Genomic DNA, 25,321 nt, shown 5'->3' with positions numbered 1-25,321 from the left:
CGCAGCATCCCTTTCCCACCGCAACCGACGAGGAGTAACAGATGGCCGAGACAGTAACGGATATCCTGATTGTTGGCGGTGGCCCCGCCGGCATGATGACGGGAATCACCGCCGCCCAGTTCTCGCCACACAAGAAAGTGCTGGTGATCCGCCCGGAGACGGACGCAGTGATTCCCTGCGGTATCCCCTACATTTTTGGCACCCTGGGCGGCACCGATGAGGATATGGCCGGGCGCGCGCCTCTGCTGGCGGCCGGGGGACAGCTTCAGATCGGGACGGTCCAACAGATAGACCGCGTCGCACACACGGCCACCCTAAGCGATGGCAACGTCATGCACTGGGAACGTCTGGTGCTGGCCACCGGTGCCGAGAACTTCATCCCGCCCATTCCAGGCACCGGTCTGGAAGGGGTCTTCAGTATCCGTAAAGATTACGACTACCTGGACACGCTCTTCAGTACTCTCATCCCGCAGATCAAAAAACTGGCTATTATCGGTGGCGGTTTCATCGGGGTGGAGTTTGCCGACGAAATCCGCAAACGCGGTATTGAAGTGCACATCGTCGAAATGCTGCCACACCTGATGCAGGCGGCCTTTGACCCGGATGCCTGCGCGGCGGTGGAGAAGCAGTTGCGGGCCCATGGGGTTCATATCCATACCGGAGCCAGGGTAGAGGCGCTGCTGCCCGATTCCGGCGGCAGGCGCGTGGGACAAATACAGATCGCCGGACAGGAGGCGCTGACGGTGGACGCGGTGCTCATCGCCATCGGTACCCGCCCCCAGGTCGCCCTGGCCAGGGACATGGGCCTGACCCTCAGTCGTTCCGGCGGCATCTGGGTCGACGCCTTCCAGCGTTCCCGGGAAGATCCCAATATATTTGCCGTTGGGGATTGCGCCCATAAGCAGGACTTTTTCACCCGCAAGGCCAATCACGCCATGATCGCCTCACAGGCGGCGGCCGAGGGCCGTATTGCCGGCATGAACCTCTATGGCTTGCGTCAACTCCGTTACAACGCCGGATCGGTGAGCATCTACGCGAGCGAAATCGATGGTCTGGCCTTCGGCGTCGCCGGGCTTACCGAGCGTCAGGCGGAACTGGAAGGCTTCCCCATTCTGGTCGGCGAAACCCGTCTGCCTGATCATCACCCCGCATCGATGCCCAACACCACGGAGATTTACTGCCGGATCATCTTCGCCGCCGACTCCCTGCAGATTCTCGGCGGCCAGATTCTCGGCGGCGCCACCACCGGCGAACTGGTCAACACCATCGGCCTGGCCATTCAGATGCATGCCTCCGCACCCGATCTGGCCAGCATGCAATTCGGCAGCCAGCCCCGTCTGACACCCTCCCTGCACCCCTTGGTAGCCGCTGCGGGTGACGCCCTGCGGCGCCATTACGAACCACTTCATCCCTGCGTTACAGGAGATCCTCATGCCTAAAATCGCCCAAGCACCACTCGGCATGTCCGCCGAAAGCACCCAGCGCTGGACGGAAAACTATCGTCTCGCCACCCAGGACAGCGGACGCCTGTTTCTGATGGCGGGTGACCAGAAAGCCGAACATCTCAACGATGACTTTGTCGGGGGTCACGTGGCGACGGACGATTCCGACCCGGAGCATCTGTTCCGCATCGCCAGTGAAGCACCCGTGGGCTGTTTTGCCGCGCAGATGGGCCTCATTGCCCGCTACGGCATGGATTACCGTGACACGCCCTACTTGCTCAAGCTCAACAGCAAGACCCACCTGATCAAAACGGCACAACGTGATCCGGTCAGTCTGCAATGGCAGAGCATGGCGCAGGTCCATGATTTTGTGCGCCACTCCGGTCTCCGGGTGGTCGGGGTGGGTTACACCATTTACCCTGGCTCCGAGTTCGAGCCGACCATGCTCAGCGAAGCCGCACGCATCATTCAGGATGCCCATGCCATGGGATTGCTGGCCGTCATCTGGGCCTATCCGCGCGGCAAGGCCGTAGGTGAACGCGAGCAGGACCCGCATCTCATTGCCGGCGCCGCGGGTCTGGCGGCCTGTCTCGGGGCGGATTTCGTCAAGATCAACCCACCACTCGACGCAGCGGGTGCCATGGACGGTACGCTCCTCGGTGAAGCCGTCGCCGCTGCCGGACGCACGCAGGTCATCTGCGCGGGGGGGTCCGAAACCGATGCGCCGGAGTTTCTGCAACGCCTCTACGAACAGATTCATGTGGGTGGCACGCAAGGCTGCGCCACCGGCCGGAATGTCCATCAGCGCAGTCAGCCCGACGCGGTCAACTTCTGCAAGGCCATCCATGCCATTGTCGTCCACAATCAGGGCGTCGACGAAGCGGTCAAGCTGCTGCATCCCAACGCATGATGAAACTACCAGTACAGCGCAGCAAAATCGTCTGTACCATCGGCCCGGCGTCCGATGCACCGAAAACACTGGAGCAGATGATCCGCGCCGGAATGAACGTGGCCCGCCTGAATCTCGCTCACGGCACGCCGGATGAACACCGCACCCGCATAGTCCGTATCCGGGCTGCGGCAGAAAGGGTGGGACAGCGGGTAGCCATCCTCGCCGATCTGCCCGGCCCTAAAATCCGTATCGGTGTGCTACCCGCCCCGGTCACCCTCAAGCGCGGCAGTCAGGTACTCCTCGCCCCCGATGCACCCGGAACCCCGGAGCAGATTCCCCTGGAGCTGCCCCGTCTTTCCCGACCTCTGGTCAAGGGGGACACGATATTTCTCAATGACGGCTTCATCGAGTTGCGTGTGGAGCAGCATGATCCTGCCGGTATCCATTGCCGGGTGGTGGTGGGCGGCGTGCTCCTCTCCCATAAGGGCGTGAATCTGCCCGGGGTGACGCTGGAAGGCGGCGCCCTCACCCCTGCCGACCGCGAGTTGCTGGCCTTCGCGCTGGAGGCCGGCGTCGACGGGCTGAGTGTCTCTTTCGTGGAAACGCCGGAGGATCTGCACACCGCCCGCCGGGAAGCGCGGGCCTTGGGTTATGAGCCCTTTCTGGTCGCCAAAATCGAAAGGGCTCGGGCCTGGAAACACATGGATGCCATCATCGCCGCCGCCGACGGCATCATGGTGGCGCGTGGTGACCTTGGCGTGGAGGTGCCCATCGGGCAGATCGCGCTGATTCAGAAACGCCTCATCCGCAAGGCCCGTGCGGCAGGCAAGCCGGTCATCACCGCCACCCAGATGCTGGAATCCATGGTGCACAATCGTCGCCCCACCCGCGCGGAGGTCACCGACGTCGCCAATGCCATCCTCGACGGTACCGACTGTGTCATGCTCTCCGAAGAATCCGCCATGGGCGATTATCCGGTGGATGCAGTGAAAATGCTGGCCGAAATCGCCCGCATCACCGAAAAATCCCGATCCGAGCTGAGCCCGCTCAGTGCAGAAACCCTGCACGACGCGCCCAGTGTGGAATCGGTCATCGCCTGGGATGTGCGCACCGCCGCCGAGCATCTGAATCCACTGTTTATCGTCACCCCCACCGAAACGGGTACCACCGCGGCCCGCATCGCACGCTTCCGGCTGGTCCCGTGGATACTGGCTATCAGCCCGCAGGACCGCACTTGCCAGCGCCTGTGCTTTCATTACGGCGTGCATGCGGTAGCCATGCCGAGCCCCGATCAGGGCTGGGAACAGGCCGTCCGCCGCTGGCTGGTGACCCACGGCATCGAGAAGGGCCTCATTCTCCTTACCCAGGGTCCAAGCCAGGGCCACCCCGGCGGTACCAACCGACTGGAAATCATCCGCCTGGAACAACCCGCCATCCATTGACAGGAGCATTTATGGACAGCCGTATCCAAGACCTCACCGCCCGCGCCATGGAGGACAACATCGCCAACGCTACCCTCATCAAACTCCATCAGATCGGTACGGTGACCGAGACCATCACCGCCACACGGCTGGCCCAGTTCCATGGCTGGGACGCTTTTGTGTCCCACCGCTCCGGTGAGACCCCTGACGATTTCATTGCCGACCTCACCGTCGCCCTGGATACGGGGCATCTGAAGTCGGGTGCTCCGGCGCGTGGCGAACGGGTGGCCAATCACGACCAGTTGCTGCGTATCAAGGAAGAACTGGGTGCCACCGCCAGTTTCGCCGGCAAACATGCTTTCCGCAGACTCGTAAGGTTTTAGCCGACTTTCATTACCCAACGCGGCCTACCGCGCACCCCACTGAACCGGAGAACTTCGTGACCATCGCCCCTTGCTACCTGCTCCCGCAACTACCCGAATCACTGGCCGGCCTGGCGGAACTTGCCCTCGACCTGCGCTGGTCCTGGAGCCATGTCTCCGACACCCTCTGGCAGCATATTGCCCCCAAACTCTGGGAGCAGACCCACAATCCGTGGCTGATTCTGCAGAACGCTGGCAGCGAGGCACTCCAGCAACTGGCCCAGGATAAAGACTTCATCGCGGAGTTGGAGGCCTTCGTCACCGAACACCGCAACCGTCTCGCGCAAACGTGCTGGTTCGGTAAAACCTATCCTCACCCTCCCTTCCGTCAGGTGGCCTATTTCAGCATGGAGTTTGGTCTATCCGAGTCCCTGCCCATCTACTCGGGCGGCCTGGGTATCCTTGCCGGCGATTGCCTGAAAACCGCCAGTGATCTCGGTGTTCCTCTGCTCGGTATCGGCCTGCTCTGGCAGCAGGGTTATTTCCGTCAGAGTCTGGATGAGTGTGGTCGTCAGATCGAACTCTATCCGTACAACGACCCCACCCAGATGCCCGTCACCCCGGTGCGGGACGCGGCGGGCGAATGGCTGCGTCTGGAAATGCCCTTTCCCGGCCGCACCGTCATCCTCCGCGCCTGGCAGGCACAGGTCGGCCGGGTGACCCTGTATCTGCTCGACAGCAACGATCCCCTCAACGCCCCCGCCGACCGGGGCATCACCGCCGAGCTCTATGGCGGCGGCCCGGAGACCCGCCTGCAGCAGGAAATCTGCCTGGGCGTCGGCGGCTGGATGCTGCTGCGCCGCCTGGGTATCCAGCCGGATATCTGCCATCTCAACGAGGGGCATGCAGCCTTCGCCATTCTCGCCCGGGCCTACAGCCATATGCGGGATCACGGTACCGACTTCGCCTGCGCCCTCACCGCCACCCGCGCTGGCAATATCTTCACTACGCACACCCCGGTCTCCGCCGGTTTCGACCGCTTTCCGCCGGAACTGATGACACGCTACGTTGCCGGTGCCTCCGAGGCTTTCGGGATTGACATAGAAACCGTCCTTGCCTTAGGCCGGGAGCATCCCGAAGACCGCCGTGAACCCTTCAACATGGCGTGGCTCGCCATTCGCGGCAGCCTGACCGTCAATGGCGTCAGCCGCCTGCATGGAACCGTCAGCCGTCGCTTATTCCAGCCTCTGTTCCCACGCTGGCCCGAAGACGAAGTTCCCGTCACCCACGTCACCAACGGCGTGCATATGCCCTCCTGGGACTCCGCCGAAGCCGACGCCCTGTGGACCACATACTGCGGCAAGTCCCGCTGGCTTGGGGACCTGAAGGATATCGAAACGGACTTTCGCCAGACCGCTGATGCCGATATCTGGCACCTGCGCAGCGTCGCGCGGCAGGAGGTGATCCAATTCGCCCGCCAGCGCCTGCAGCAGCAACTGGCGGCAACCTATGCGCCCGAAAGAGAGTGTGAACAAGCGAAAACGGCGCTCGACCCCAACACCCTCACCATCGGTTTCGCCCGCCGCTTTGCCGCCTACAAGCGCCCCAACATGCTCCTGAGCGACCCGGATCGTCTGTACCGCCTGCTGAACAACCCGCGCTATCCCGTACAACTGCTGATCGCGGGCAAGGCTCATCCCCAGGATGGCGCCGGTAAGGCCATGATCCAGCAGTGGACCCAGTTCATTCACCAGTATCCCGACCTGGCCGGGCGCGTCGTCTTCATCACCGACTATGACATGCTGGTCGCCGAACACCTGGTGCAGGGTGTCGACCTGTGGATCAATACACCGCGCCGCCCCTGGGAAGCGAGCGGTACCAGCGGCATGAAAGTATTGGTCAATGGCGGCCTCAATCTCTCGGAGCTGGACGGCTGGTGGGCCGAGGCCTATTGCCCGGAGGTCGGGTGGGCCCTGGGCGACGGGCAGGAACATGATACCGATCTGGCATGGGACCAACAGGAAGCACAGCAGCTCTATCGCCTGCTGGAAGACGAAGTCGTGCCCCTCTTTTACCACCAACGCGATGCCAACGGCTGCCCGTGCGGCTGGGTCGGCAAAATCCGCGAAAGCATGGGCCGCCTGACCCCGCAATTCAGCACCAATCGCATGTTGCAGGAATATGTATCCACCCTCTACGTCCCGGCCGCACGACTTCTGGCCGCGCGCAGCGACCGCGCCACCGTTGAAGGCATCTGCAAATGGCAGCATGAAATTCGCCAGCACTGGCAAAGCGTGCATTTTGGCGAACTGAATGTGCAAAGCGATACCGATACCCACCATTTTCAGGTGCCCGTATATCTGGATGACCTCAACCCAGACGCCGTTGCGGTACAGCTCTTCGCCAACGGCGAGGGGGGACAGTGCCCGACCCTCTATACCATGACGCGCGGAGAAGCCCTGAGCGGCGCCATCAACAGCCACAATTATCACTGTACAGTGCCGGCCCGCCACCCGGTGGAGGCTTTTACACCCAGGATCATCCCATATCGCGAGGGATGCCTGGTCCCCCTGGAAAGTACAGAGATACTCTGGTATCGCTGAAAGGAGAGTTCCATGAACAACCAGATACCCGATCTTTCCACGGTCGTCGAGGCCGAACGGAAAATGTTCGGCAAGTACGTGCTGCCCATCGCCGTCGTCCTGATCATCATCGGTATTTTCGGACTGCTGAGCCCGGTCATTCTGTCTGCCGCAACCGATGGCGTGCTGGCGGCCCTATTGATCATTGCCGGATTCACCTGGTTCATCCACAGCTATCAGATGCATCAGCATCATTTGGCGGACTGGCTCAAGCCGGTACTGCTGTTGGCCACCGGCGGAGTGATGATTGCACTGCCCAACGCCGGCATCGCCGCCATCGGCCTGATGTTCATCCTGTATTTCGTCATGGATGCCTACCGCAACTTCACCCAGTCCAATGTCCACGCCGGTCACGGACGGGGGTGGTTTATTTTCAGCGGGGTAATCGATGTCGTCATAGCCATTCTGTTTTTTGTCACCTGGCCACAGGGCTCGCTCATCCTGGTCGGTATCTTTGTGGGCGTAAATCTGATTTTTGATGGCGTCATTCTGCTGATGCTCCGCAATGCCGTCTCCGGAGACCATCAATAGCGATGGATGGCGTTCACGCGCCAATGCTCGCAAGCGGAAATTTCGATAAAACGGGCAGCCCGCATCTTCTCGCCATTACTGTCGCCGTAATGGCCTGCATCATCATGAATGTTCTGGACATCACGATCGTCAACGTGGCGCTGCCGCACATGGAGGGGTCGCTTCACGCCAACAGCGATCAGATTACCTGGGCACTCACCACCTACATGCTGGCCATGGTCATCGTCACTCCCTTGACCGGCTTACTGGTCGAGCGCTTCGGACAACGCCGGCTCATCCTGTGGAGCGTGGCCGGCTTCCTGGTCTGCTCGGTCATGAGCGGACAATCCCACAGCCTCACGGAAATCGTTCTTTGGCGTTTCCTGCAGGGAGCACTGGGCGCCTCTCTGGTACCTGTCGGGCAGGCCATTCTGGTTCAGGCGTATCCCCGGGAGAAACGGGGGGTAGCCATGGCGACCCTGGGCATGGGCACCATGCTCGGTCCCATCGTCGGTCCGGTGCTCGGCGGCTATCTCACCGAAAATCTCTCCTGGCGTTGGTGTTTCTACGTCAATATACCCATTGGCATCATCGCCTTTACCATGCTGATTTTTTACATCCCCCGCTTTGGCAAAAGCGAACATCCCCGGCCGATTGATTGGCTTGGATTCGTATGGATGGCCATCGGGCTGGGTGCGTTGCAGATGATGCTCAGCCTCGGCGATCAGGACGGCTGGTTGAGCTCCGACTTCATCATCATCCTGATGTTGTCGGCGGGCACCGGCATTTTTCTCTTTGTACTGCGTTCGCTCAGCGTCGCCCATCCGCTGGTCGACTTGCGCCTGCTCAAGGATCGCTCCCTGACCCTGGGCAGTGCGGGTATAGGTTTATTCGGCCTCGCGCTTTATGGGACCATGGTGATTCTGCCCATCTATCTGCAGGATTATATGGGGTACGAACCGCAAACCGCAGGCCTTGCCATGGCTCCCCAGGGCCTGGGCTCCTGGATTTCCATGTGGATGGCGGGACGCCTGCTCAATCGCGGGGCCAACCCCCGCTGGATGATCATGGCCGGAGTTTTTTTGGGTGCCACGGGCACCTGGATCAGCCTCTCCTATAACCTGCAGGTAAGCCCTGCCTGGATCATCTGGCCTGGGGTGATCCGGGGCCTCGGTCTCGGCCTGGTATCCATCCCCCTATTTACGCTGGCTTTTGCGACCCTCAGCAAGGAGCAGACGCCGGAGGGATCGGGGATATTCAATCTCATGCGCAATCTGGGCGGTTCTGTGGGCATTGCCATCGTCTCCACCATCATGACCGAAGAGGCGCAGGCGGCGTGGAACCAGATGGGAGGGCATATCAGCCCCTTCAATGCGGCATTGCCGCGTTACCTGGGTGGCGCCGGTTTGCGTCAGGGAAATCTGACCTGGCAGGTGCTGGGCCGGGTTCTGGCGCAGCATGCGGCAATGCGTGGTATACTGGATGCGTTCATGTTCCTGTTCTGGAGCTTTTTGGTCGTGATGCTCATCGCGCTACTGATGAAGGATAAATCCTAGGAGCCTTATGTTTGCTATAAAAGCGCTATTCAATGATGAAGTTGCGGTCAGGGAGGGATTTTCCAGCATCCGCAGGACGTTGATGGAAAACCATCCGGATCATGCGGATTACTATGACGTATTGCGCAAGATTCTGCAGCAGCAGATACATCTCAAGCATGCGGTTTTTGCAGAAAAAGACGTCGTCTCCTGTGAATTCTATGGCTTCGACGAAAGGGAATCCGCGATGGCGGAAGCCGCGTTGCTGGATGTCGGCGCGCTGGAAGTCATCGTTGAGTAACCGCCCATGACTCTCTTGAGCATCATCATCTTCCTCCTCATCGGCGGCATCTCCGGCTGGCTGGCCGGGCTGCTGATCACGGGACGCGGCTTCGGAATGGTCGGAGATATCATCGTGGGTATCATCGGCGCGTTCATCGGCGGCTTTGTCCTCATCTTTTTCGGCCTGGCCGGCCTTTTCGGGGCGGGCATCGTCGGCGCCGTCATCGTGGCGTTCATCGGCGCGGTCATCCTTCTCAGCATCATCAAGATCATCAAAAAAATCTGACTCCGCCGGGAGTCTCTCCGGGGCGCGGCGCGCGCCTCATGCTCCTGCGGCATAGGCGCAGCACGCATGGAGAGGGCAGAGGCCACAGCGCGGGCGGGGCCGACAGTAATCCTTGCCGAGCGAGACCAGCAGCGCATGCAGCGCATTGCGTGTCTGCACATCGCCGGGCTGCAGTTCAGCCTCCATCCCGGCCTGCACTTCGCCGTAGGAAAGATCATCTTCCAGCAGACCCAGGCGACTGCCGATCCTGCGGGTATAGGCGTCTACCACCATGACCGGCAGGCCCAGGGCATAGAGCAGGATGGAATCCGCCGTCTCCGCGCCGATACCATGGACTGCCAGCAAGTCTTTCCGCAGCGTCGGAATGTTCGCCTGCCGCGCAAGCTGTTCCGGCGCAGCACCCACACCCCGGGCCTCCAGGAACCGGCACAAGGCCAGCAGGCGTCTGGTCTTTATCCGGTAAAATCCGGATGGCCGGAGCAGTTCCGCCAGATCCCCTTCGGGCAGAGCGAGAAGAGCCCGCACACTCAGCGCGTCGACTGCCCGTAGATTGGCAATCGCCTTTTCGACATTGCGCCAGGCGGTATTCTGGGTCAGGATCGCACCCACCATGACCTCAAAGGGGGACTGCGCGGGCCACCAGTCCTGGGGGCCGAAGGCCTCCTCCAGCATTCCGAATACGGCTGACCAGCCCCCTTGTTCCCGCATTGGCGACCTCTAATCCCGGACCGTTCGCCGTCCCTGCCCCGGCCGGCCACGCGATGGCGTCTGCCGGGCTTCCCTCCGACTGTTATTTTTTCGCGCGTCCGGCAGCGGCGCGGTGACGCGTTCCACGCTGTCGGAAGGTGGTGTAGCGGGATTGACCCACTGTACACTGGCGAGCAGGGCGTCACGTTCTTCATCGGGCAATTCGTCAAAGTAACCGGTCTTGAGCAGGCGCGGCATCTCCACCACCCCGTAACGCACCCGAATCAGGCGGCTCACGGTCAGGCCCACCGCCTCAAAAAGTCGCCTTACCTCACGATTGCGCCCTTCTGCCAGAGTGACGTGATACCAGCGATTAGCGCCTTCACCACCGGCTTCCTGCAAGGTCACGAAATGCGCTTCGCCGTCCTCCAGCACTACGCCCTGTAGCAGCCGGACCTGCTGCTCCGGACTTACTTCCCCCAGCACCCGGACAGCGTATTCCCGTTCGATGCCGGCACGGGGATGCATCAGCGCGTTGGCCAGATCACCGTCATTGGTGAGCAGCAGCAGCCCTTCGGTGTTGTAGTCGAGGCGACCTACCGCAATCCAACGGCTACCGCGCAATCGCGGCAGGCGATCAAAAACCGTGGGACGCCCTGCCGGGTCATTGCGGGTGGTGAGTTCCCCCGCCGGTTTGTGGTAGCGCAGCACTCGCAAGCGCGGACGTACCCAGGAAGGAATTCGCAACGTCTCCCCGTCAACAGCAATTTTATCCTGTGCCGTCACCCGGTCACCCAGTTTGGCGATCTGGCCATTCACCACCACACGCCCCGCCGCGATCCATTCCTCCATGAGGCGGCGCGACCCCAGCCCAAAGCGGGCGAGCACCTTCTGCAATTTTTCGTCCATGTTTCTCCGAAACCTGTCCATCTGCGGCAAATACTTCCGGGATCATATCCTGTCCGCGCCCCGGCACCTATAAAAAAACACCCCCGCACCAGGCGGGGGCATTTTCACTGACCAACGGAACGATCAGGAGGCCTTACGATGGGTATCTTCTTCCTTCAGACGGGTAATGCCCATCATCTTGAACAGCACCTTCTCATAGAAGGGCTCGGAGACACCCATCTTCATTTTGCGGATAAAGTATTTTTCAAAGGCCACCTTCGCCAGATGCACCCAGCGCCCGTAGGCAAAGACGTCCACTTTACGGGGCTTCAACTGGGGCAAGGCGATAAATGCCGCGCCGCGATCACCCATATCGGCAAAACACACCGCATTCCAGGTGCCCATGGTCTGCTCGCCCTTGCGGCCTTCCAGATCCGCCTTGATGTTGTGCACCGCCGCCGACACCATGGATTCGATCATATAACCGGTCTTGGGCGCGCCGGTCGGCACCGGGGTCGTCTCTACCGGCGGAATGGCGATGGCGATACCCGCCGCAAAGATATTTGCGTATTTCTTGCTGCGCTGGTGCTCATCCACCAGCACGAAGCCACCGGGATTGCACAATCCTTCGACACCCGCCACCGCTGGCACGCCCTTGAAAGCCGGGATCATCATCCCGAACTTGACCGGCAGAACCATCTCCTTGATGGTTTCACCCTTCTCGTCCACCTGGGTTACATACATCTTGTTGTCTTCGACCTTGGTGACCTTACAGTTCGTGTACGCTTCGATACCTTCTTCCTTGAGGCCCTTCGTCAGAATGCCCTTGGAATCGCCCACGCCCTGAATGCCCAGATGACCGATGTAGGGCTCACTGGTGATAAAGGTGAAGGACGGAATCTTGTCGCGCATGCCCCGTTTTTTGAGGTCGGAAGCGACGATCATGGCATATTCGTAAGCCGGTCCGAAGCAACTTGCGCCGGCCATGGCACCGATGACAATGGGGCCGGGCTCGCGCAACAAAGCCTGGTATTCGGCAAAGGCCCGTTCCGCATGGTCCACCGTACAAATGGACTGCACCGGGCCTTCATGGGGATCGGAACCCGGTACATTCTCGAAAGCCAGCTTCGGACCTGTCGCGATCATCAGGTAGTCGTAATGTACCGTGTTGCCGTCGGCAAGGGTGATATTCTGCGCTTCGGCATCGATCTGTTCGGCGGACTGCGCGATAAAATGTATTCCTTTACGTTCCACATAGTGCCGGATTGGGAAAGCGATATCATCGCGCTCCTTCCAGCCCACCCCCACCCACGGGTTGGACGGAACGAACTGGAAATAATCATTGGCGCTGATCAGCGTCACCTCATGCCCAGAACCCAGAGCTTCCTTCATTTCGTAGGCCGCCGGCATTCCGCCTGTGCCCGCACCCAAAATTACCACATGTGCCATTGCCTGCTCCTCTCGTACTTTACCGCGCCAGATTCAAGGTAAGCCACAACATCGGATTTCGCTTACCGAGCCCAATTGGATTTCTAGTCGGAATATTATAGAACCTTCCCAATTCGTCAAATTAGATTGTTGCAACTTTCCAAATATATTTTTAATAAGGTTTCAGTCCGTTATGCCTGCCTGTATATCCGTCTGGCCCTCTTCCATCGTCACGATCTCCGGCAACGCAGCCAGCGACGGCAATGAAAAATGCTCCAGAAAACCGGGTGTTGTCACCCAAAGCGCGGGGCGACCCGGTGTATCCCGGTGTCCGCTGGTGGTGATCCAGCCCCGCTCCTGAAGCTGCTGCATGATCTGCACGCTGACCGCAACCCCACGCCAGTGCTCGATTTCCGGACGGGTCACCGGCTGCTGATAGGCAATCACCGCCAGGGTTTCCAACGTGGCCCGCGACAAAGGCCGTGGTGGCTCCATATGGAGGCGCGCCACGAGGGCGTTGTGACGCGGATGAATCTGCAGACGATAGCCACCCGCTACACAGACGAGTTGCAGAGGTCCCTCGCCGGTAGCCAACAGCATGTCCAGCGCCGCCTCCCATCCCGCGCAGCCAGGGTCGCCGTCGAAAATATCGGCCAGGCGCGCGCGAGTAAGCGGCTCGGCGCTGGACAAAAACAATGCCAGGAGCGCTTCACGCATCAGTCGCCAAAGACCTGCGCCGCCGCCACAACGATCTGCCAGCCCACATCTTCATTTCCAACCAGGGCCAATGCCCGCTGCCGGAGCAACTCCAGCACCGCCAACAGGGACACGGCCAGAGCCAGGCGATCCGCCCCAAGCGGCAGAAGCTCATGGAGATACCAGGGACGCGACTCCCGCCGACAAAGCAACAGCACCTCCACCATCCGCTGCCGTAGTCCCATATGCGGGTGTACCAGGGTATGGGCGGGAGCCAGTCTGCGGGGCGGGCGCCCCAGCAAAGCCCGCCAGGCATTCGCCAGATCGGTGAGAGACACTGGAGGAGGTGCGGGGAACGGATCGGGATGTATCGCAGGGCAGACCGGCCAGAAATCCCGACCGGCCTGGGACAGGCCGCGGAGCGCCGCAGCCTGACCCTGCACCATAGCCAGGGCTTCCAGGCGGCGCGCCAGCTCCTGCCGGGGATCAAAATCCGTATCATCTCCAGTCGGAGGCACCGGCAGCAGCATGCGCGCCTTGATCTCCGCCAGCCAGGCGGCCATCACCAGATATTCCGCCGCGAGTTCCAGATTGCGGCGACGCGCCTCGTGCAGGTAATGCAGGTACTGGCGGGTCACTTCGGCTACGGGAATATCGCGGATATCCATGCGGTTACGGCGGATGAGCCAGAGCAGCAGCTCCAACGGGCCGGAGAAGCTTTCCAGCAACAGCTCCAGAGCATCCGGCGGAACGAAGAGGCCGTCCGGTAGGTCTGCCCGTGACTGCCCGTGAACCTGTACGGGTGCAGCCGACGCGCCGGATTCAGCAGTCGTGACGCTCATGGGCCAGCCCCATGGCCGCACGGACCCGCTCCAGCGTTTGTGCGGCACGCTGGCGGGCACGTTGAGCGCCCGCATGGGCGATTTCCGTGAGTTGTTGCGGACGTGCCGCCCAGTACTCCGCGCGTTCACGGATCGGGGCCTGTTCGGCGAGCACGGCTTCGATCACCGGCTGTTTACAATCCAGGCAGCCGATACTCGCCGTCGTACAGCCGTTGCGGACCCATGCCTGCGTCTCAGGCCCGGAATACACCTGATGCAAGGCCCAGACCGGGCACTTTTCCGGCGTGCCAGGATCCGTGCGTGCCACCCGTGCCGGATCGGTGGGCATGGTACGTATTTTTTTCCGAACCACCTCCGGCGCTTCGCGTAACGGGATGGTATTCCCGTAGGACTTGCTCATTTTCTGCCCGTCAAGCCCCGGCATTTTGGAAGCCGCCGTCAAAAGCGCCTGTGGTTCGCGAAGGATTTCGCGGCCCTTGCCTTCCAGATGGGCCAGGAGTTGCTCGCGCATCTCGGCGCTGAGTCCCGCCTGCCCTCCCAGGAATACCACTGCCTCGCTCACGGCCAGCGCATCGCCATCCTGCTGGAAGCGCTGCTGCAAGGACAAAAAAGTCTTCGCCGCACGCTTGCCCATGACCTGCAGACCCTTTTCCACCTGGGTCGCGGCATCGGCGTCGCGCCCGTAAAAACTGTTGAAACGCCGCGCCAACTCCCGGCTGATCTCCAGATGCGCGACCTGATCTGCGCCCACAGGTACCTTGTGAGCGTCATAAACCAGAATGTCTGCCGTCATCAACAGCGGGTAGCCCAGGAAACCGAAGGTGGCAAGGTCACGTTCGCGCAGTTTTTCCTGCTGATCTTTGAAGGTCGGGACACGCTCCAGCCAGGAAAGCGGTGTCAGCATTCCCAGCAGCAGCGCGAGTTCGGCATGTTCTGGCACATGGGACTGGATGAAGAGCACGGCTTTGTCCGGGTCCACACCCACGGCCAACCATTCGATGAGCAGATCCCAGACCGCAACACTGATCCCCTGGATCGTCTCATAATGGGTAGTCAGCGCATGCCAGTCGGCGACGAAGAAATAGCACTCCGCTTCCTCCTGCAGACGCAGCCAGTTTTTCAGTACGCCATGATAATGCCCCAGATGCAGGCGGCCCGTCGGGCGCATGCCGGAAACGATGATCTCTCTCATCACCAACCACCCATCGTCAGAAAAAAATTGCTCATCATCAGAAAAAGGGGACCCAGCACAGACCAGAGCACGCCGGTGAACAGCAGCACGATCAGGATGATGAACCCGTAAGGTTCAATCCGACTCAGGGCAATGCTGGCGGACGGCGGCAAGAGCCCCACAGCCACCCGGCCGCCGTCCAGCGGCGGGATAGGAATCAGATTGAAAATGATCAGGATCACGTTGATCATGATGCCCGCTTTACCCATCAACTGCATGGGTTCATCAAGATAGGCCAGGGCACCGGGAAGATGTCCGCCGAGCCACAGCACCAACGTCCAGAAGAAGGCCATCAAGAGGTTGGCGGCCGGCCCGGCGATGGCGACAAGCACCATATCGCGCTTGGGATCTTTCAGCCCGTCAAAATTGACCGGCACCGGTTTGGCATAGCCGAATAGAAAGGGCGAATGAAGCAGGAGCAGTATGCCCGGCAGAAGAATCGTTCCGAAGGGATCGATGTGTTTAATGGGATTCAGGGTTAGCCGCCCCATGAGCATGGCCGTCGGGTCGCCCCGTTTCCAGGCGACCCAGCCATGGGCCACCTCGTGCACGGTAATGGCGAACAGTACAGGAATGGCCCAAATGGCCAAGGTTTGGATAAATTGCGCGGCGTCAGACATGGCCGGAGTATATCAGTGTACTGACCCGCCCGCCTAATACCACCGACATCTCAGACGGCAGCACCCAGACCCAGCGCTGCCGGATCCCCGGCACCTTCGCGAAGCAATCGGGGCGGCCACTGCAGCAAATCCACCACCGTTGAACAGCGCACCCCGCCAGGGCCGGACAGCAGCACCATATCCACCTGATTGCCCATCGTTTTGCAGATTTCATCGGGATCCGTCAGCGGTGCAGTGGCACCGGGGAGCTGCAGGGTGGAACTCATCAGGGGCTCTCCCAATTCGGCAATCAGCCCCTCACAGAGGGGGCTCGCGGGTATGCGTACACCGATACTGCGCTTTTTCGGGTCGGCGAGGCGACGCGGCACATCCCGGGTCGCCGGCAAGATGAAGGTATAAGGTCCGGGCAGGATTCTACGCAGCAGTGCGTAGGCGCGATCGTCTAGTTGGGCATAGTCGGTCAACTGAGAAATACTGGAAAACAGTAGCGAAAGGTCATGCTGCAAATCCAGTTGCCGGATGCGCCGCAGCCGCTCCTGGGACTCCCGTGCCGCCACCGTACAGCCCAAGGCATAACAGGTATCCGTTGGGTAAACCAGCAAGCCCCCCCCGCGCAACACTTCAGCCGCTTGCGCCAGCAATCGCGGTTGCGGGTTCACGGGATGCAATTCCACACATAACGCCATGACGGCCTCCTGAAAACGCAACATTACCTGCCCTGGGCAGGTACCCGGGGGATAATACGCCAGCCACGCGCGGCCCCGCCAGATGTGCGCTATAGTTAAAGGTCTTATCAACCGCAGTTCAAGGAGGCGGCCAACACAATGCCCGCAGATAGCGTTCGTCCGACCTGGTCTCTGACCGATATTCCCTATGCCACCATTGAAAAAGAAAAGATCATCGGCAACACCGACTGGTTTTACCTGTTAGCCGGCGCCTCTTTTGTAGAAACGCTCTCCGATCTCTATACCCGCAACCTGGTGGAGTATTACCAGGAAAACGTCGGCGCCACCACATGGTTGCGCCAGGAGTGGGAGATGGAAGAGGTACAGCACGGGCACGCGCTGCGCCGGTACGTGCTCTTTGTCTGGCCGGATTTCGACTGGGAACGTGCATATCAGGGCTTCGTGACGGCGTATGCGCCCTGCTGCCGCACAGAACTGCTCGGCCCCACGCACGCGCTGGAGATGGCTTCGCGTTGTGTCGTCGAGACGGGTACGGCCAGCTTCTACACCATGATTCAGGCGGCGAGCCCGGAGCCGGTGCTGCGCCAGATCGCCGCACACATCCGCGCTGACGAAGTCCACCACTACAAATATTTTTACAGAATTTTCAGGCAATATCAGGCCGCCGAAAAAAATTCGCGCTGGCGTATCGGTCGCGAACTATGGAAACGAGTAGCGGAAGCAGAGCAGGAAGACAGCTATCTGGCGATCAAAAATGCTTTTGAAGTGAAAAATCCGGGAGAGAAGTTTTTCATAGAGGACTTTGCCGCGTTCCGGAAACGCATAGGCGGCTGGGTGGATCGCTATTACCCTTTCGATATGGCCATCAAGATGCTGCTCAAACCCGTCGCCCTGCCCCCCATGCTGCAAAGGGCTGCACTCCCCCTGCTCAGCCACGGCGCACGCCGCGCCATACTCGGTTGAGCGTCGCGCACGCCGGTCGGGCACACTCATACGGACCAGATCTGCACCACGTCGACAGCTTCGCCTACCGGCTTCCCTTCCTCCGGAGACGCGGGCGTCAGCTTCAGCCACTGAGCCTGTTCCACATGGCCCACCACCTGGCCCACGGCACTGACTGTCTGCAAACCGGATTGCAACACCGGTTGGACAGATGCGGTATGTGTGGGGCTGGCGATGGGGGTCACCGTATTCACAAAACTCCCCAAAGCCACAAAAGGTGCGGCGATCAACATCGTTAACAGGGTATTATAGATGGGCTTTTTCATGACTGTTCCTTTTGGATCGTCGGATGCGCAATAAGTCAAGCAAGTATCATGCCATGGCGCAATATATACAGCATCCAGCGACGGACATGGCACGCAGACACAAGGTTATGCGCATTTTTTGCGGGCATCGGACCAAAGCATCGCGACGTGCAAAACTTCTGTCATACTGCGCCAAATACCGGCGTTCCTGTCGTCAGCTCCCGACACATAATCCTCTCCGATTTATTTTTCATCGAATAAATAAACAGTTAGGGCGTTTCCGCAGAACTACATCCGGTGGGAGCAACATAACCCCACCTTGTGATAACGTAACAAACGATTTTTGCCCGATGCCCGGTTACCGGCGGGTGGAAAACAGTTCAAGGAAGGAGATGCGCGTGATCAACCGGATAAGCATTGGGCCGATCGACAACGGCACACCCGACAACAGGCGAAGTTCATGTTCAGGCTATTTTCTGCTGGGGATGCTCCTTGCAATGTGGACGATTCCGCTGCTGGCCCAGGCATCGGGCTTGCAACTTGCGACGGCTAACGACACGTTGCAGACCATCCACCGCGGGCTGTCACAGCATGCGGATACGCGGCAACTTCAGAACTGGCAGAAAAGCGTAACCGCCATTGGCCATGATGCAGACGTCTGCATGACCGAAAAAAACAGCAATCTGAGCCAGACGGACAAAGCCCTGGGCATTCTTGGACCCGCCGTCGCCGGCGAGCCCGAGAATCTGACGGTTTTACGCCAGAAGCTGCAGAATGAGCAGAAAACTCTCAGCGGGGAACTCGCCACCTGTAAGATTCTCGCCATTGCGAGTGCGGATCTGGGCCGACAGATCCGCGAACAACGTGATGCGCTACTGGCCCAAATGCTGTTGCGCCACGATCACGACATCTGGCAGCAGGCCGTAGCCCTTCTGTCTACTCCTGCCACTACCTGGATTGCCGAGCGGCATTTCTGGCTTACCTGGAATGAACATTCCATTTTTGCCCAGAAGGGCCTGCAACTCTCCGCCGGGATCGGTATCTTCCTGTTTGCCCTGCTGTCGTTTCTGCGGGTGCCTTTGGCCAAGGCCATTCATCGCACGCGGGATTTATCCGATACGCAGCGAAATTTCTACCATTATGCGCCCCTGCTGGGAGGCGTCGCCGCGGCTGCAGCCTCAAGCTATATTACAGACACCTTTTCGCCTCTCATTGCCCTCATATTCGGCACCTGGGGCACCTATGCCGCTATCTCCATGCTGCTCGCGTGGGCCCTGCGGTCGTCCGGCATCGTCAGCCGCCATTTTTCCTGGGAGCAGCAGACGCTGCGCTCCGCACTGCGAACCCTGCGGTTCATTGCCCTCCTCTCCCTGTTCGGACTCGTGTGGATAGGCATTTCCCCTCAGGATCCCTTGTCCGCAGCAGACCAGGCCTTTTTCGTGTCCGCATATCATCTAGTCCTCCTCAGCGCGGTGTTATGGCTGGTCTGGCGAATGGGCGTGCAAAAGCCTTTCCGATCTCATCCGCTGCCCAGGATGGTCCTGCTTCTGGCCCTGATCGCTACCGCCATATGTACGCTGTCCGGTTATCGCAACCTTTCCAATTATCTGTTCTTCGGCCTGCTGACGTCCCTGCTGGCCCTCAGCATGGGGTTCCTGTTGTCCTGGGGGCTTGCCGAATTCTGGATGCGGGCGGCACAAAAATCCGGTTTCTGGCAACATTTCCTGCGCCGCCGCCTACGCGTGAAGGAAGATCAGCCCCTGCCATGGATAACCTGGTTCAGTACGATAAGTTACACCGCCGTATGGTTGGGGGTGGCGGCCTTCGTCCTGCATGCCTGGGGCCTGACGCATACAGGATTTACCTTGATCTGGAAATATTTTATCACCGGATTCACCATTGCCGGTTTTCACATCCAGCCCTTCCGCTGGGTGATCGCCGCGATACTGCTCGCCATCCTGTTCAACATCAACGCCCTGGTCCAGAAATACCTGTCTGATAACTCGCGGATTATCAACCATATGGAAAGCGGAGCCCGCCACTCCGTATTATCCATCCTCCGCTATACCGGGTTCATTATCGCGGTGCTGATTGCACTCTCTACCGCCGGTGTCGCACTCGGTAATCTTGCCATCGTCGCCGGCGCCCTATCGGTAGGCATCGGCTTTGGCCTGCAAAATATCGTCAATAATTTTGTGTCTGGTCTGATTCTGCTATTGGAGCGTCCCATTCGTGTTGGTGACTGGATTCAGGTGGGGAACACTCAGGGATATGTGCAGAAGATGAGCATCCGTTACACTCTGATCCTTACTTTTGACCGCACTGAAGTCTTCGTTCCTAATTCTGAACTGATCTCTGGCCAGGTGACCAACTGGATGTACACAAATAGCGTGTTGCGCCTGATGATCCCCTTCAGCATTGCCCATGATGCCGATATCCCGCTGGTAAAGCAGCTGCTGGTAGCGGAAGGTCAAAACCACCCCGACGTCCTGCAAGATGATCCGCGCGGTATTCCGCCCACCGCGCTGTTACTGGATGTCAGCGAAAATGCCCTGCAATTCTATCTGCGGGTGTATCTGGACGACTGTAACAAGAGTTATAACGTGCAGACCGACCTGCGTGCTTCCGTGGTGGAAAGTCTGCTCCGCCATAACATAACACTGGCGCACCAGCAGCAGGACGTCCACATTATTCCCGGTCGGATTTTACCTATGGACGGGAATATGGCTCCGCCGACGGGGGAGCATTAACCATCAGGCTATCGCGATGGATCAGTATCGGTACATCCCCTATCGCTTCGGGATCGTCAGCCGTTTCACCGCTTTTTAGAGTAACAAGTCGTTGATTACCAAGTTGTCACGATGAATCAGCACATCTTCCAGCACCTCAGGATCATCCGCCAGTTCATGACTCTGTTTCCGGCAGCAGCGGGCAGCGACCGGCGCGTCGAGATTGATCAAACCGCGGGCGATGTCCCGCCCCAGCGGATCTTTGCAAACGACCAAATCCCCCCGCCGGAATGTGCCTTCTACCGCGATAACGCCCACCGGCAATAAGCTGCTTCCCTCCTCCAGAATCGCCCGGGCCGCTCCCTGATCCAGATGCAGCACTCCGTGGCTGCGCAGATGCCCGGCCAGCCAGCGCTTCCGCGCAGCCAGCTTAGGTAAGCGGGCATGAACGAAGGTGCCGATCGCTTCCCCTTGATGCAAGCGCGGCAAGACTTCCGGACGGCGTCCATCCGCAATGATCGTCGACGTGCCGGAACGCGCGGCACGTGCCGCAGCACGCACCTTGGCCAGCATACCGCCCGTTCCCATCCGGGATCCACCTCCCCCGGCAATGCGCTCCAGCATCGGATCACCTGCACCCACCTCCGTCAGGAGCGTTGCTTCGGGATGACTGCGCGGATCAGCGTCAAACAGTCCCGTCTGATCGGTAAGAATGACCAGGATATCGGCATCCAGCAGGTTGCTCACCAATGCCGCCAGGGTGTCGTTGTCGCCCAGATTGATCGCACTGTAAGAAACCACATCATTTTCGTTGATGATGGGCAGCACGTTCATGTCCAGCAGCGTACGTAACGTGGAGCGTGCATTCAGGTAGCGCCGGCGGGTACGAAGATCATCGTGGGTCAACAGCACTTGACCACAGTATAAACGGTCATTCTCGGGCTGCGCGCATTCCTGCAGCATCTTCTCGTAGGTATGTATCAGGGCGGATTGACCGACGCTGGCCGCGGCTTGTCGAGCTTTGAGTGAAACCGGCCGATCTGTCCAGCCCAGACGTTGCATTCCAGCGCTTACCGATCCGGAGGACACCAGTACCACTTCCACACCACGCTGATGCAACAGCAGAATTTGCTGCATCCATGCGCGTATCGCGGTGATATCCAGATGCTGGCCGTCGTTCGTCAGCAGGCTGCTGCCAATTTTAATCACCCAACGCTTCGCATCCGTTTGCAGATTGGAACGATTCAACCATCGGTTAGGTTCTGTGGCCCGTTTTTTCCCGATGCGATCCGTCATGCATCTCTCCTGATCACCGAATAGATCTGTTATTGAAAAAAGTAAGCCCATGCCGGTAGCACCGTCACCCATTACCTGCTTACATGCGACTCACGGCGCATCCGCTTCCCGCTTTCTGAAATGCTGCATGTAGGCTCTCATGGTACTGTCCGCCACCGCCTGATGAATGGCCACATAAAATATCAGCAGGCTCAAAACGGCCACTGCCGCCATGCCGGGAAAAAATCCAAGCACCCCGGTTCCGCCCAGAACCGCCGGGCTCAGCCAACTGATTCCCCACAAACCCAGGAAATAGGGAATAATCCACCACATATACTGCCACCCCATTGCGGACCATCTTCCTTTCCGCCAGATACCGGTGAGGGCATAAAAGATGAGCAGGGCGAACAAAGTGCCGAAAATGAAATTCAGGGTATTCAGACCCGACCAGAACACGATCCAGCTGGCCACGACGAAGGTGAAGGGTGCGATAACTGGTGCTGCCCACAGGCGAAAAGGGCGTTCCAGATCCGGCATCGCGCGGCGCAATTGAATCAGCGCAACAGGACCGATGACATACGACAGTACCGTCATGGAAGCGATATAACCCACCATTTTCTGCCAGGAGGGAAAGGGAAAAAAGAACACCGCACCGACTACGTACAGCAAAATCAGGCTGGCCCAGGGAACACCGCGCCGATTGATGCATGCCACCCACGGGGGCGCTGCTCCGGTATCAGCGGTCGCCAGGGTAACGCGGGCTGCGGTGGTGGTATAGATCAATGCGGCCCCGCCCGGTGATACAAACGCATCGACGTACAGCAGCACGGCCAGCCAGCCGGCCCCCACCGCAGCGGCAAGGGCGGCAAAAGGACCGTTGATTCCAGAAAAACGCAGATGCCGCCAGCCTCCTGCCGCCAAATCGGCAGGATGTATCGCACCGATAAAAGCTATCTGTAAAGCGACATAAATTCCCGATGCAATCAAGACAGAGCCGATAACGGCGATCGGCACATCCCGTTTCGGATTTTTACTCTCTCCAGCCAGGTCGATAGCATGACGAAAACCCAGCAGGCTGAAAATCACACCGCTGGTGGCCACGGCAACGAACATCCCGTGAAAATCGGCCGTGGCATTCTGTGCATGCACCACGAAATTACCGGGGTGCCAGGATGTGGCGAGCAATACCCCAATCGTCAATACAGGAATCGAAATTTTCCACCAGGTAGCGCCATTGTTGATTTTCAACACCCAGTGCACCACCAGAAAATTGATGGCAACAAAAAAGGCCAGCAACACCAGCGCGATGGCGAAACCCTTGACGCTGAGCAGGTCAGAATGCTGCTGTAGCAATCCCGGGAGGTAATTATTGGCGTAGGTCAGTATGGCCGTAACTTCGATAGGCGCGATGGTGGCATAAGAGAGAAAGAGGATCCAGCTCCACATATGGCCAATGATCGGGCCGTTTCCCACGTGGGCCAGATGAACCACTGCCCCAGCCCGGGGAATCAGCGGACCAAGTTCCGCAAAAACCAGCGCCAGCAAAAGGATGGCGAAGGCGCCGATCATCCATGAACCGACCGCGTAGGGCCCTGCCTGCTGCGCGGTATATAGTGGTCCAAACAGCCACCCAGAGCCAATTGAAGCGCCCACACAGGCAAGTATAAGGCCTTGCAGAGAACCCTCTCGCCGCAGTCTGTTTTTTATATTCTGGAGCTGTATGGATGCCATGATTTCTCCCGAAATGTGGTGAATATCACGGTGCAGAATGACCAAGGAATTGCACGTTACAGCCACACCGAATGTTTTTGATATGCATTACTGGTAAATATTTATATTTTTTATTATCACATTTCGCAGCAAAAATGTCAACACTATTTATTTAACGTACAAAATAATTAGCGTATTTCACATAACAAATAATGCAGGGAACCCGTAACATGGCGTGGCGCGAAGCAGCATATACTGCGGGAACGTGCTACGGAAGACGCACATAGTCAAAAAGGCAGGGACGGAGGATCTTTCATAAAAGATAACGACAATTCAGGTGCAAAGAAACGCCCAGTTGCCGCCATATATACTTACCGCCTGGTCATTCCCACTCGATGGTAAACGGAAGAATATATCAATTTACAATCAATATCTTAAAAACAACCATCACCCGATACCCCTAAAAATACCATGTCACGCCAAAGGAAGTCTGAGCTGGCCGGCGACCTCTCCGTCCTCGCGTTCAGCCTGCGGCGTTGCGCCTCCTCTCCCGCTCGGCATCGACCAGGTCGCCGGGCCATCTTACCAACTCGTCATCGGTGAGCCCTGCCAGGATTTACGTCAGGTTTTGGGTTCGGTGCGGGGTATCCCCCGGGGCGTAGGTGACGGAGACGGAGGGGATGCTTTTTCCCATGTTCATTCAATCTATCCCATCGGTCTTGGCGATCAGCGCGATGGTCGGCACGATGCACTGCGGCCTATCCGGAAACTGTTTTCCCAGACGCCTGCCCAGCGCGGTGTCCGCAAGCCATTCGATCCATGCCGAGGTATCGACCACGTACGGCGTTGCCGTCATCAGTAGCGATCCTCGCGATCACGAACATTGTCGGTGCGGGCGCCCTTGGCGATACCGACCAACTGCGCCATCTCGGGCACCGGCATCACCAGCACGCCCTTGCCCTTGGGAATGAACACGAACTCCTGCCCGGCTTCCCAGTGCTGCTCTTCGCGCACGGCCTTGGGGATGGAAATCTGGAACTTGCTCGACAAGGTGGCTGTGGCGGTCATGGTTCGCACTCCTGCGGTCATGCATCCTTCCAGGGATTGATGACGGTCACGCCGGCCGCTTCATAGGGCGACGTGTCGCGTGATGCCACGATGAAGCCCCGCGATGCGGCAACAGCCGCGATGTAGCCGTCTGGCGTCGGGAAGCCGCGCCCGCCGTTCTTGGCCGTCACGGCCAGGTCGGCATAGTGGCGCGCTGCATCCGTATCGAAGGGCAGCACCCGATCCTTGAACAGCTCCAGCAGTTCGGTCAGGGCGCGGTCGAGCATGTTCTTGCACTTGCCCGCCGGCAGCGCCCGGATGCCGAACAGCAACTCGGCCAGCGTGACGCTCGACAGATACAAGGTTTCCGCCGCCTGTTCGTTCAGCCAAGCCCTCACGGCCGCGTCTGGCTCCGGCTTCATCGCCTCGGAAACGACGTTGGTATCCAGGACGATCATTCAGTCGAAGCGCAACGGTTTGGCCGGCGTCTTGTCGCGCACACTCTCGAAAACGGCGAAATCTTCATTGGTCAGACCGATCTTGCGGCCGATGGCGGCCAGGGCTTCCCCCATGCACACGCGGCTCGAAGGTTTGACCGCAGCCGCCAGAATCTCGCGCACCTCCGCTTCCGTGCTGCGACCGTGCCGGGCCGCCCGCACGCGCAAAGCGCGATGCACGTCATCCGGCACATTTCTTACAGTCAGGATTGCCATGATTCAAAACCTCTCATTTGCTGTCCATGACTACAATCGTAGAACTATGCAGTCACCCGAGCAAGGGCCAAACGCCGCGCCCCTTCCTGCCCTGGCGTTTCGCCTTCTTGGCTTCCATCTGCGCCCGTAGCCGCGCCTCGCGCTGCTCCC

General features: G+C 59.3%; 26 protein-coding genes. 11 read left to right on the top strand and 15 right to left on the bottom strand.

Annotated elements, in window-relative coordinates:
* Positions 1 to 41 precede the first annotated feature (41 nt).
* The 9 genes from AFE_RS08370 to AFE_RS08330 are packed head-to-tail and all read left to right on the top strand — an operon-like array spanning position 42 to position 9,372.
* Positions 42 to 1,439, top strand: a complete 1,398-nt coding sequence (locus AFE_RS08370; RefSeq protein ID WP_009568931.1) for an NAD(P)/FAD-dependent oxidoreductase — start codon at positions 42 to 44, stop codon at positions 1,437 to 1,439.
* Positions 1,432 to 2,352, top strand: a complete 921-nt coding sequence (locus tag AFE_RS08365) for a beta/alpha barrel domain-containing protein (protein WP_012536769.1) — start codon at positions 1,432 to 1,434, stop codon at positions 2,350 to 2,352. The genes AFE_RS08370 and AFE_RS08365 overlap by 8 nt, the downstream gene beginning before the upstream one ends.
* Positions 2,349 to 3,776 (top strand): pyruvate kinase, encoded by a 1,428-nt coding sequence (pyk, locus tag AFE_RS08360; RefSeq protein WP_012536768.1) that lies wholly within the window; start codon positions 2,349 to 2,351, stop codon positions 3,774 to 3,776. Before AFE_RS08365 ends, pyk begins: the two co-directional genes overlap by 4 nt.
* Before the next feature lie 11 nt (positions 3,777 to 3,787).
* Positions 3,788 to 4,138 (top strand): phosphopyruvate hydratase family protein, encoded by a 351-nt coding sequence (locus AFE_RS08355; RefSeq protein ID WP_012607236.1) that lies wholly within the window; start codon positions 3,788 to 3,790, stop codon positions 4,136 to 4,138.
* A gap of 56 nt (positions 4,139 to 4,194) precedes the next feature.
* The gene (gene glgP / locus AFE_RS08350; protein ID WP_012536767.1) at positions 4,195 to 6,720 is read left to right on the top strand and encodes an alpha-glucan family phosphorylase; all 2,526 of its coding nucleotides are present in this window, start codon (positions 4,195 to 4,197) and stop codon (positions 6,718 to 6,720) included.
* A 12-nt stretch (positions 6,721 to 6,732) separates the two neighbouring features.
* Positions 6,733 to 7,290 carry an HdeD family acid-resistance protein gene (locus AFE_RS08345; protein WP_009564714.1) on the top strand — a complete coding sequence of 186 codons (558 nt, stop codon included), beginning with the start codon at positions 6,733 to 6,735 and terminating at the stop codon, positions 7,288 to 7,290.
* Positions 7,291 to 7,313: 23 nt separating this feature from the next.
* A complete protein-coding gene (locus AFE_RS08340; RefSeq protein WP_012607235.1) occupies positions 7,314 to 8,825 on the top strand; it encodes a DHA2 family efflux MFS transporter permease subunit in 1,512 nt (503 codons plus the stop codon).
* 7 nt (positions 8,826 to 8,832) lie between these two features.
* Positions 8,833 to 9,105, top strand: coding sequence for a hypothetical protein (locus tag AFE_RS08335; RefSeq protein WP_012536765.1), 273 nt, complete (start codon positions 8,833 to 8,835; stop codon positions 9,103 to 9,105).
* Positions 9,106 to 9,111: 6 nt separating this feature from the next.
* Positions 9,112 to 9,372 carry a GlsB/YeaQ/YmgE family stress response membrane protein gene (locus AFE_RS08330; RefSeq protein WP_012536764.1) on the top strand — a complete coding sequence of 87 codons (261 nt, stop codon included), beginning with the start codon at positions 9,112 to 9,114 and terminating at the stop codon, positions 9,370 to 9,372.
* Between the two features lie 36 nt (positions 9,373 to 9,408).
* Here the strand turns inward: AFE_RS08330 and AFE_RS08325 are convergent, their stop codons facing one another.
* The 8 genes from AFE_RS08325 to AFE_RS08290 form a co-directional block, all read right to left on the bottom strand.
* Positions 9,409 to 10,080: an endonuclease III domain-containing protein gene (locus AFE_RS08325; RefSeq protein ID WP_012536763.1), complete on the bottom strand. Its 672-nt coding sequence runs from the start codon at positions 10,078 to 10,080 to the stop codon at positions 9,409 to 9,411.
* 9 nt (positions 10,081 to 10,089) lie between these two features.
* Positions 10,090 to 10,968, bottom strand: coding sequence for a 23S rRNA pseudouridine(2605) synthase RluB (rluB, locus tag AFE_RS08320; RefSeq protein WP_012536762.1), 879 nt, complete (start codon positions 10,966 to 10,968; stop codon positions 10,090 to 10,092).
* Positions 10,969 to 11,091: 123 nt separating this feature from the next.
* Positions 11,092 to 12,396, bottom strand: coding sequence for a sulfide:quinone oxidoreductase (locus AFE_RS08315; protein ID WP_012536761.1), 1,305 nt, complete (start codon positions 12,394 to 12,396; stop codon positions 11,092 to 11,094).
* 162 nt (positions 12,397 to 12,558) lie between these two features.
* Positions 12,559 to 13,092, bottom strand: a complete 534-nt coding sequence (scpB, locus tag AFE_RS08310; protein ID WP_012536760.1) for an SMC-Scp complex subunit ScpB — start codon at positions 13,090 to 13,092, stop codon at positions 12,559 to 12,561.
* A complete protein-coding gene (locus tag AFE_RS08305) occupies positions 13,092 to 13,913 on the bottom strand; it encodes a segregation and condensation protein A (RefSeq protein ID WP_009567281.1) in 822 nt (273 codons plus the stop codon). The genes scpB and AFE_RS08305 overlap by 1 nt, the downstream gene beginning before the upstream one ends.
* Entirely contained in the window at positions 13,894 to 15,105 is a 1,212-nt protein-coding gene (locus AFE_RS08300; protein WP_012536759.1) for a tryptophan--tRNA ligase, read from the bottom strand. Before AFE_RS08300 ends, AFE_RS08305 begins: the two co-directional genes overlap by 20 nt.
* Positions 15,105 to 15,764 (bottom strand): site-2 protease family protein, encoded by a 660-nt coding sequence (locus AFE_RS08295; RefSeq protein WP_009569413.1) that lies wholly within the window; start codon positions 15,762 to 15,764, stop codon positions 15,105 to 15,107. The genes AFE_RS08300 and AFE_RS08295 overlap by 1 nt, the downstream gene beginning before the upstream one ends.
* A gap of 50 nt (positions 15,765 to 15,814) precedes the next feature.
* The gene (locus AFE_RS08290; protein ID WP_012536758.1) at positions 15,815 to 16,450 is read right to left on the bottom strand and encodes an L-threonylcarbamoyladenylate synthase; all 636 of its coding nucleotides are present in this window, start codon (positions 16,448 to 16,450) and stop codon (positions 15,815 to 15,817) included.
* A gap of 138 nt (positions 16,451 to 16,588) precedes the next feature.
* On the opposite strand from AFE_RS08290, the gene AFE_RS08285 reads away from it, so the two are divergent.
* The gene (locus AFE_RS08285; RefSeq protein ID WP_012536757.1) at positions 16,589 to 17,413 is read left to right on the top strand and encodes a ferritin-like domain-containing protein; all 825 of its coding nucleotides are present in this window, start codon (positions 16,589 to 16,591) and stop codon (positions 17,411 to 17,413) included.
* 26 nt (positions 17,414 to 17,439) lie between these two features.
* On the opposite strand, the gene AFE_RS08280 is transcribed toward AFE_RS08285, so the two are convergent.
* Positions 17,440 to 17,718 carry a hypothetical protein gene (locus AFE_RS08280; RefSeq protein WP_009566225.1) on the bottom strand — a complete coding sequence of 93 codons (279 nt, stop codon included), beginning with the start codon at positions 17,716 to 17,718 and terminating at the stop codon, positions 17,440 to 17,442.
* Positions 17,719 to 18,089: 371 nt separating this feature from the next.
* Here AFE_RS08280 and AFE_RS08275 point away from each other — a divergent pair, with 371 nt between their 5' ends.
* Positions 18,090 to 20,447: a mechanosensitive ion channel family protein gene (locus tag AFE_RS08275; protein WP_012536756.1), complete on the top strand. Its 2,358-nt coding sequence runs from the start codon at positions 18,090 to 18,092 to the stop codon at positions 20,445 to 20,447.
* A gap of 75 nt (positions 20,448 to 20,522) precedes the next feature.
* Here AFE_RS08275 and proB read toward each other — a convergent pair whose 3' ends face one another.
* The 6 genes from proB to AFE_RS08250 form a co-directional block, all read right to left on the bottom strand.
* Positions 20,523 to 21,722 carry a glutamate 5-kinase gene (proB, locus tag AFE_RS08270; protein WP_012536755.1) on the bottom strand — a complete coding sequence of 400 codons (1,200 nt, stop codon included), beginning with the start codon at positions 21,720 to 21,722 and terminating at the stop codon, positions 20,523 to 20,525.
* A 90-nt stretch (positions 21,723 to 21,812) separates the two neighbouring features.
* Positions 21,813 to 23,432, bottom strand: coding sequence for an APC family permease (locus AFE_RS08265; RefSeq protein ID WP_012536754.1), 1,620 nt, complete (start codon positions 23,430 to 23,432; stop codon positions 21,813 to 21,815).
* Positions 23,433 to 24,111: 679 nt separating this feature from the next.
* Positions 24,112 to 24,267, bottom strand: a complete 156-nt coding sequence (locus AFE_RS15680) for a PIN domain-containing protein (RefSeq protein ID WP_012536753.1) — start codon at positions 24,265 to 24,267, stop codon at positions 24,112 to 24,114.
* Positions 24,267 to 24,500, bottom strand: coding sequence for an AbrB/MazE/SpoVT family DNA-binding domain-containing protein (locus AFE_RS08260; protein WP_226833825.1), 234 nt, complete (start codon positions 24,498 to 24,500; stop codon positions 24,267 to 24,269). The genes AFE_RS15680 and AFE_RS08260 overlap by 1 nt, the downstream gene beginning before the upstream one ends.
* Positions 24,497 to 24,916: a type II toxin-antitoxin system VapC family toxin gene (locus tag AFE_RS08255; RefSeq protein WP_009564531.1), complete on the bottom strand. Its 420-nt coding sequence runs from the start codon at positions 24,914 to 24,916 to the stop codon at positions 24,497 to 24,499. The genes AFE_RS08260 and AFE_RS08255 overlap by 4 nt, the downstream gene beginning before the upstream one ends.
* A complete protein-coding gene (locus tag AFE_RS08250) occupies positions 24,917 to 25,171 on the bottom strand; it encodes a FitA-like ribbon-helix-helix domain-containing protein (protein WP_012536752.1) in 255 nt (84 codons plus the stop codon). It abuts the gene before it with no gap.
* Positions 25,172 to 25,321: the final 150 nt, after the last annotated feature.

Source organism: Acidithiobacillus ferrooxidans ATCC 23270, from assembly GCF_000021485.1.
Taxonomy (GTDB): Bacteria; Pseudomonadota; Gammaproteobacteria; order Acidithiobacillales; family Acidithiobacillaceae; genus Acidithiobacillus; species Acidithiobacillus ferrooxidans.
Note: the sequence above shows the minus strand (reverse complement) of the source record. Positions and strands in the feature narration are given on the sequence as shown.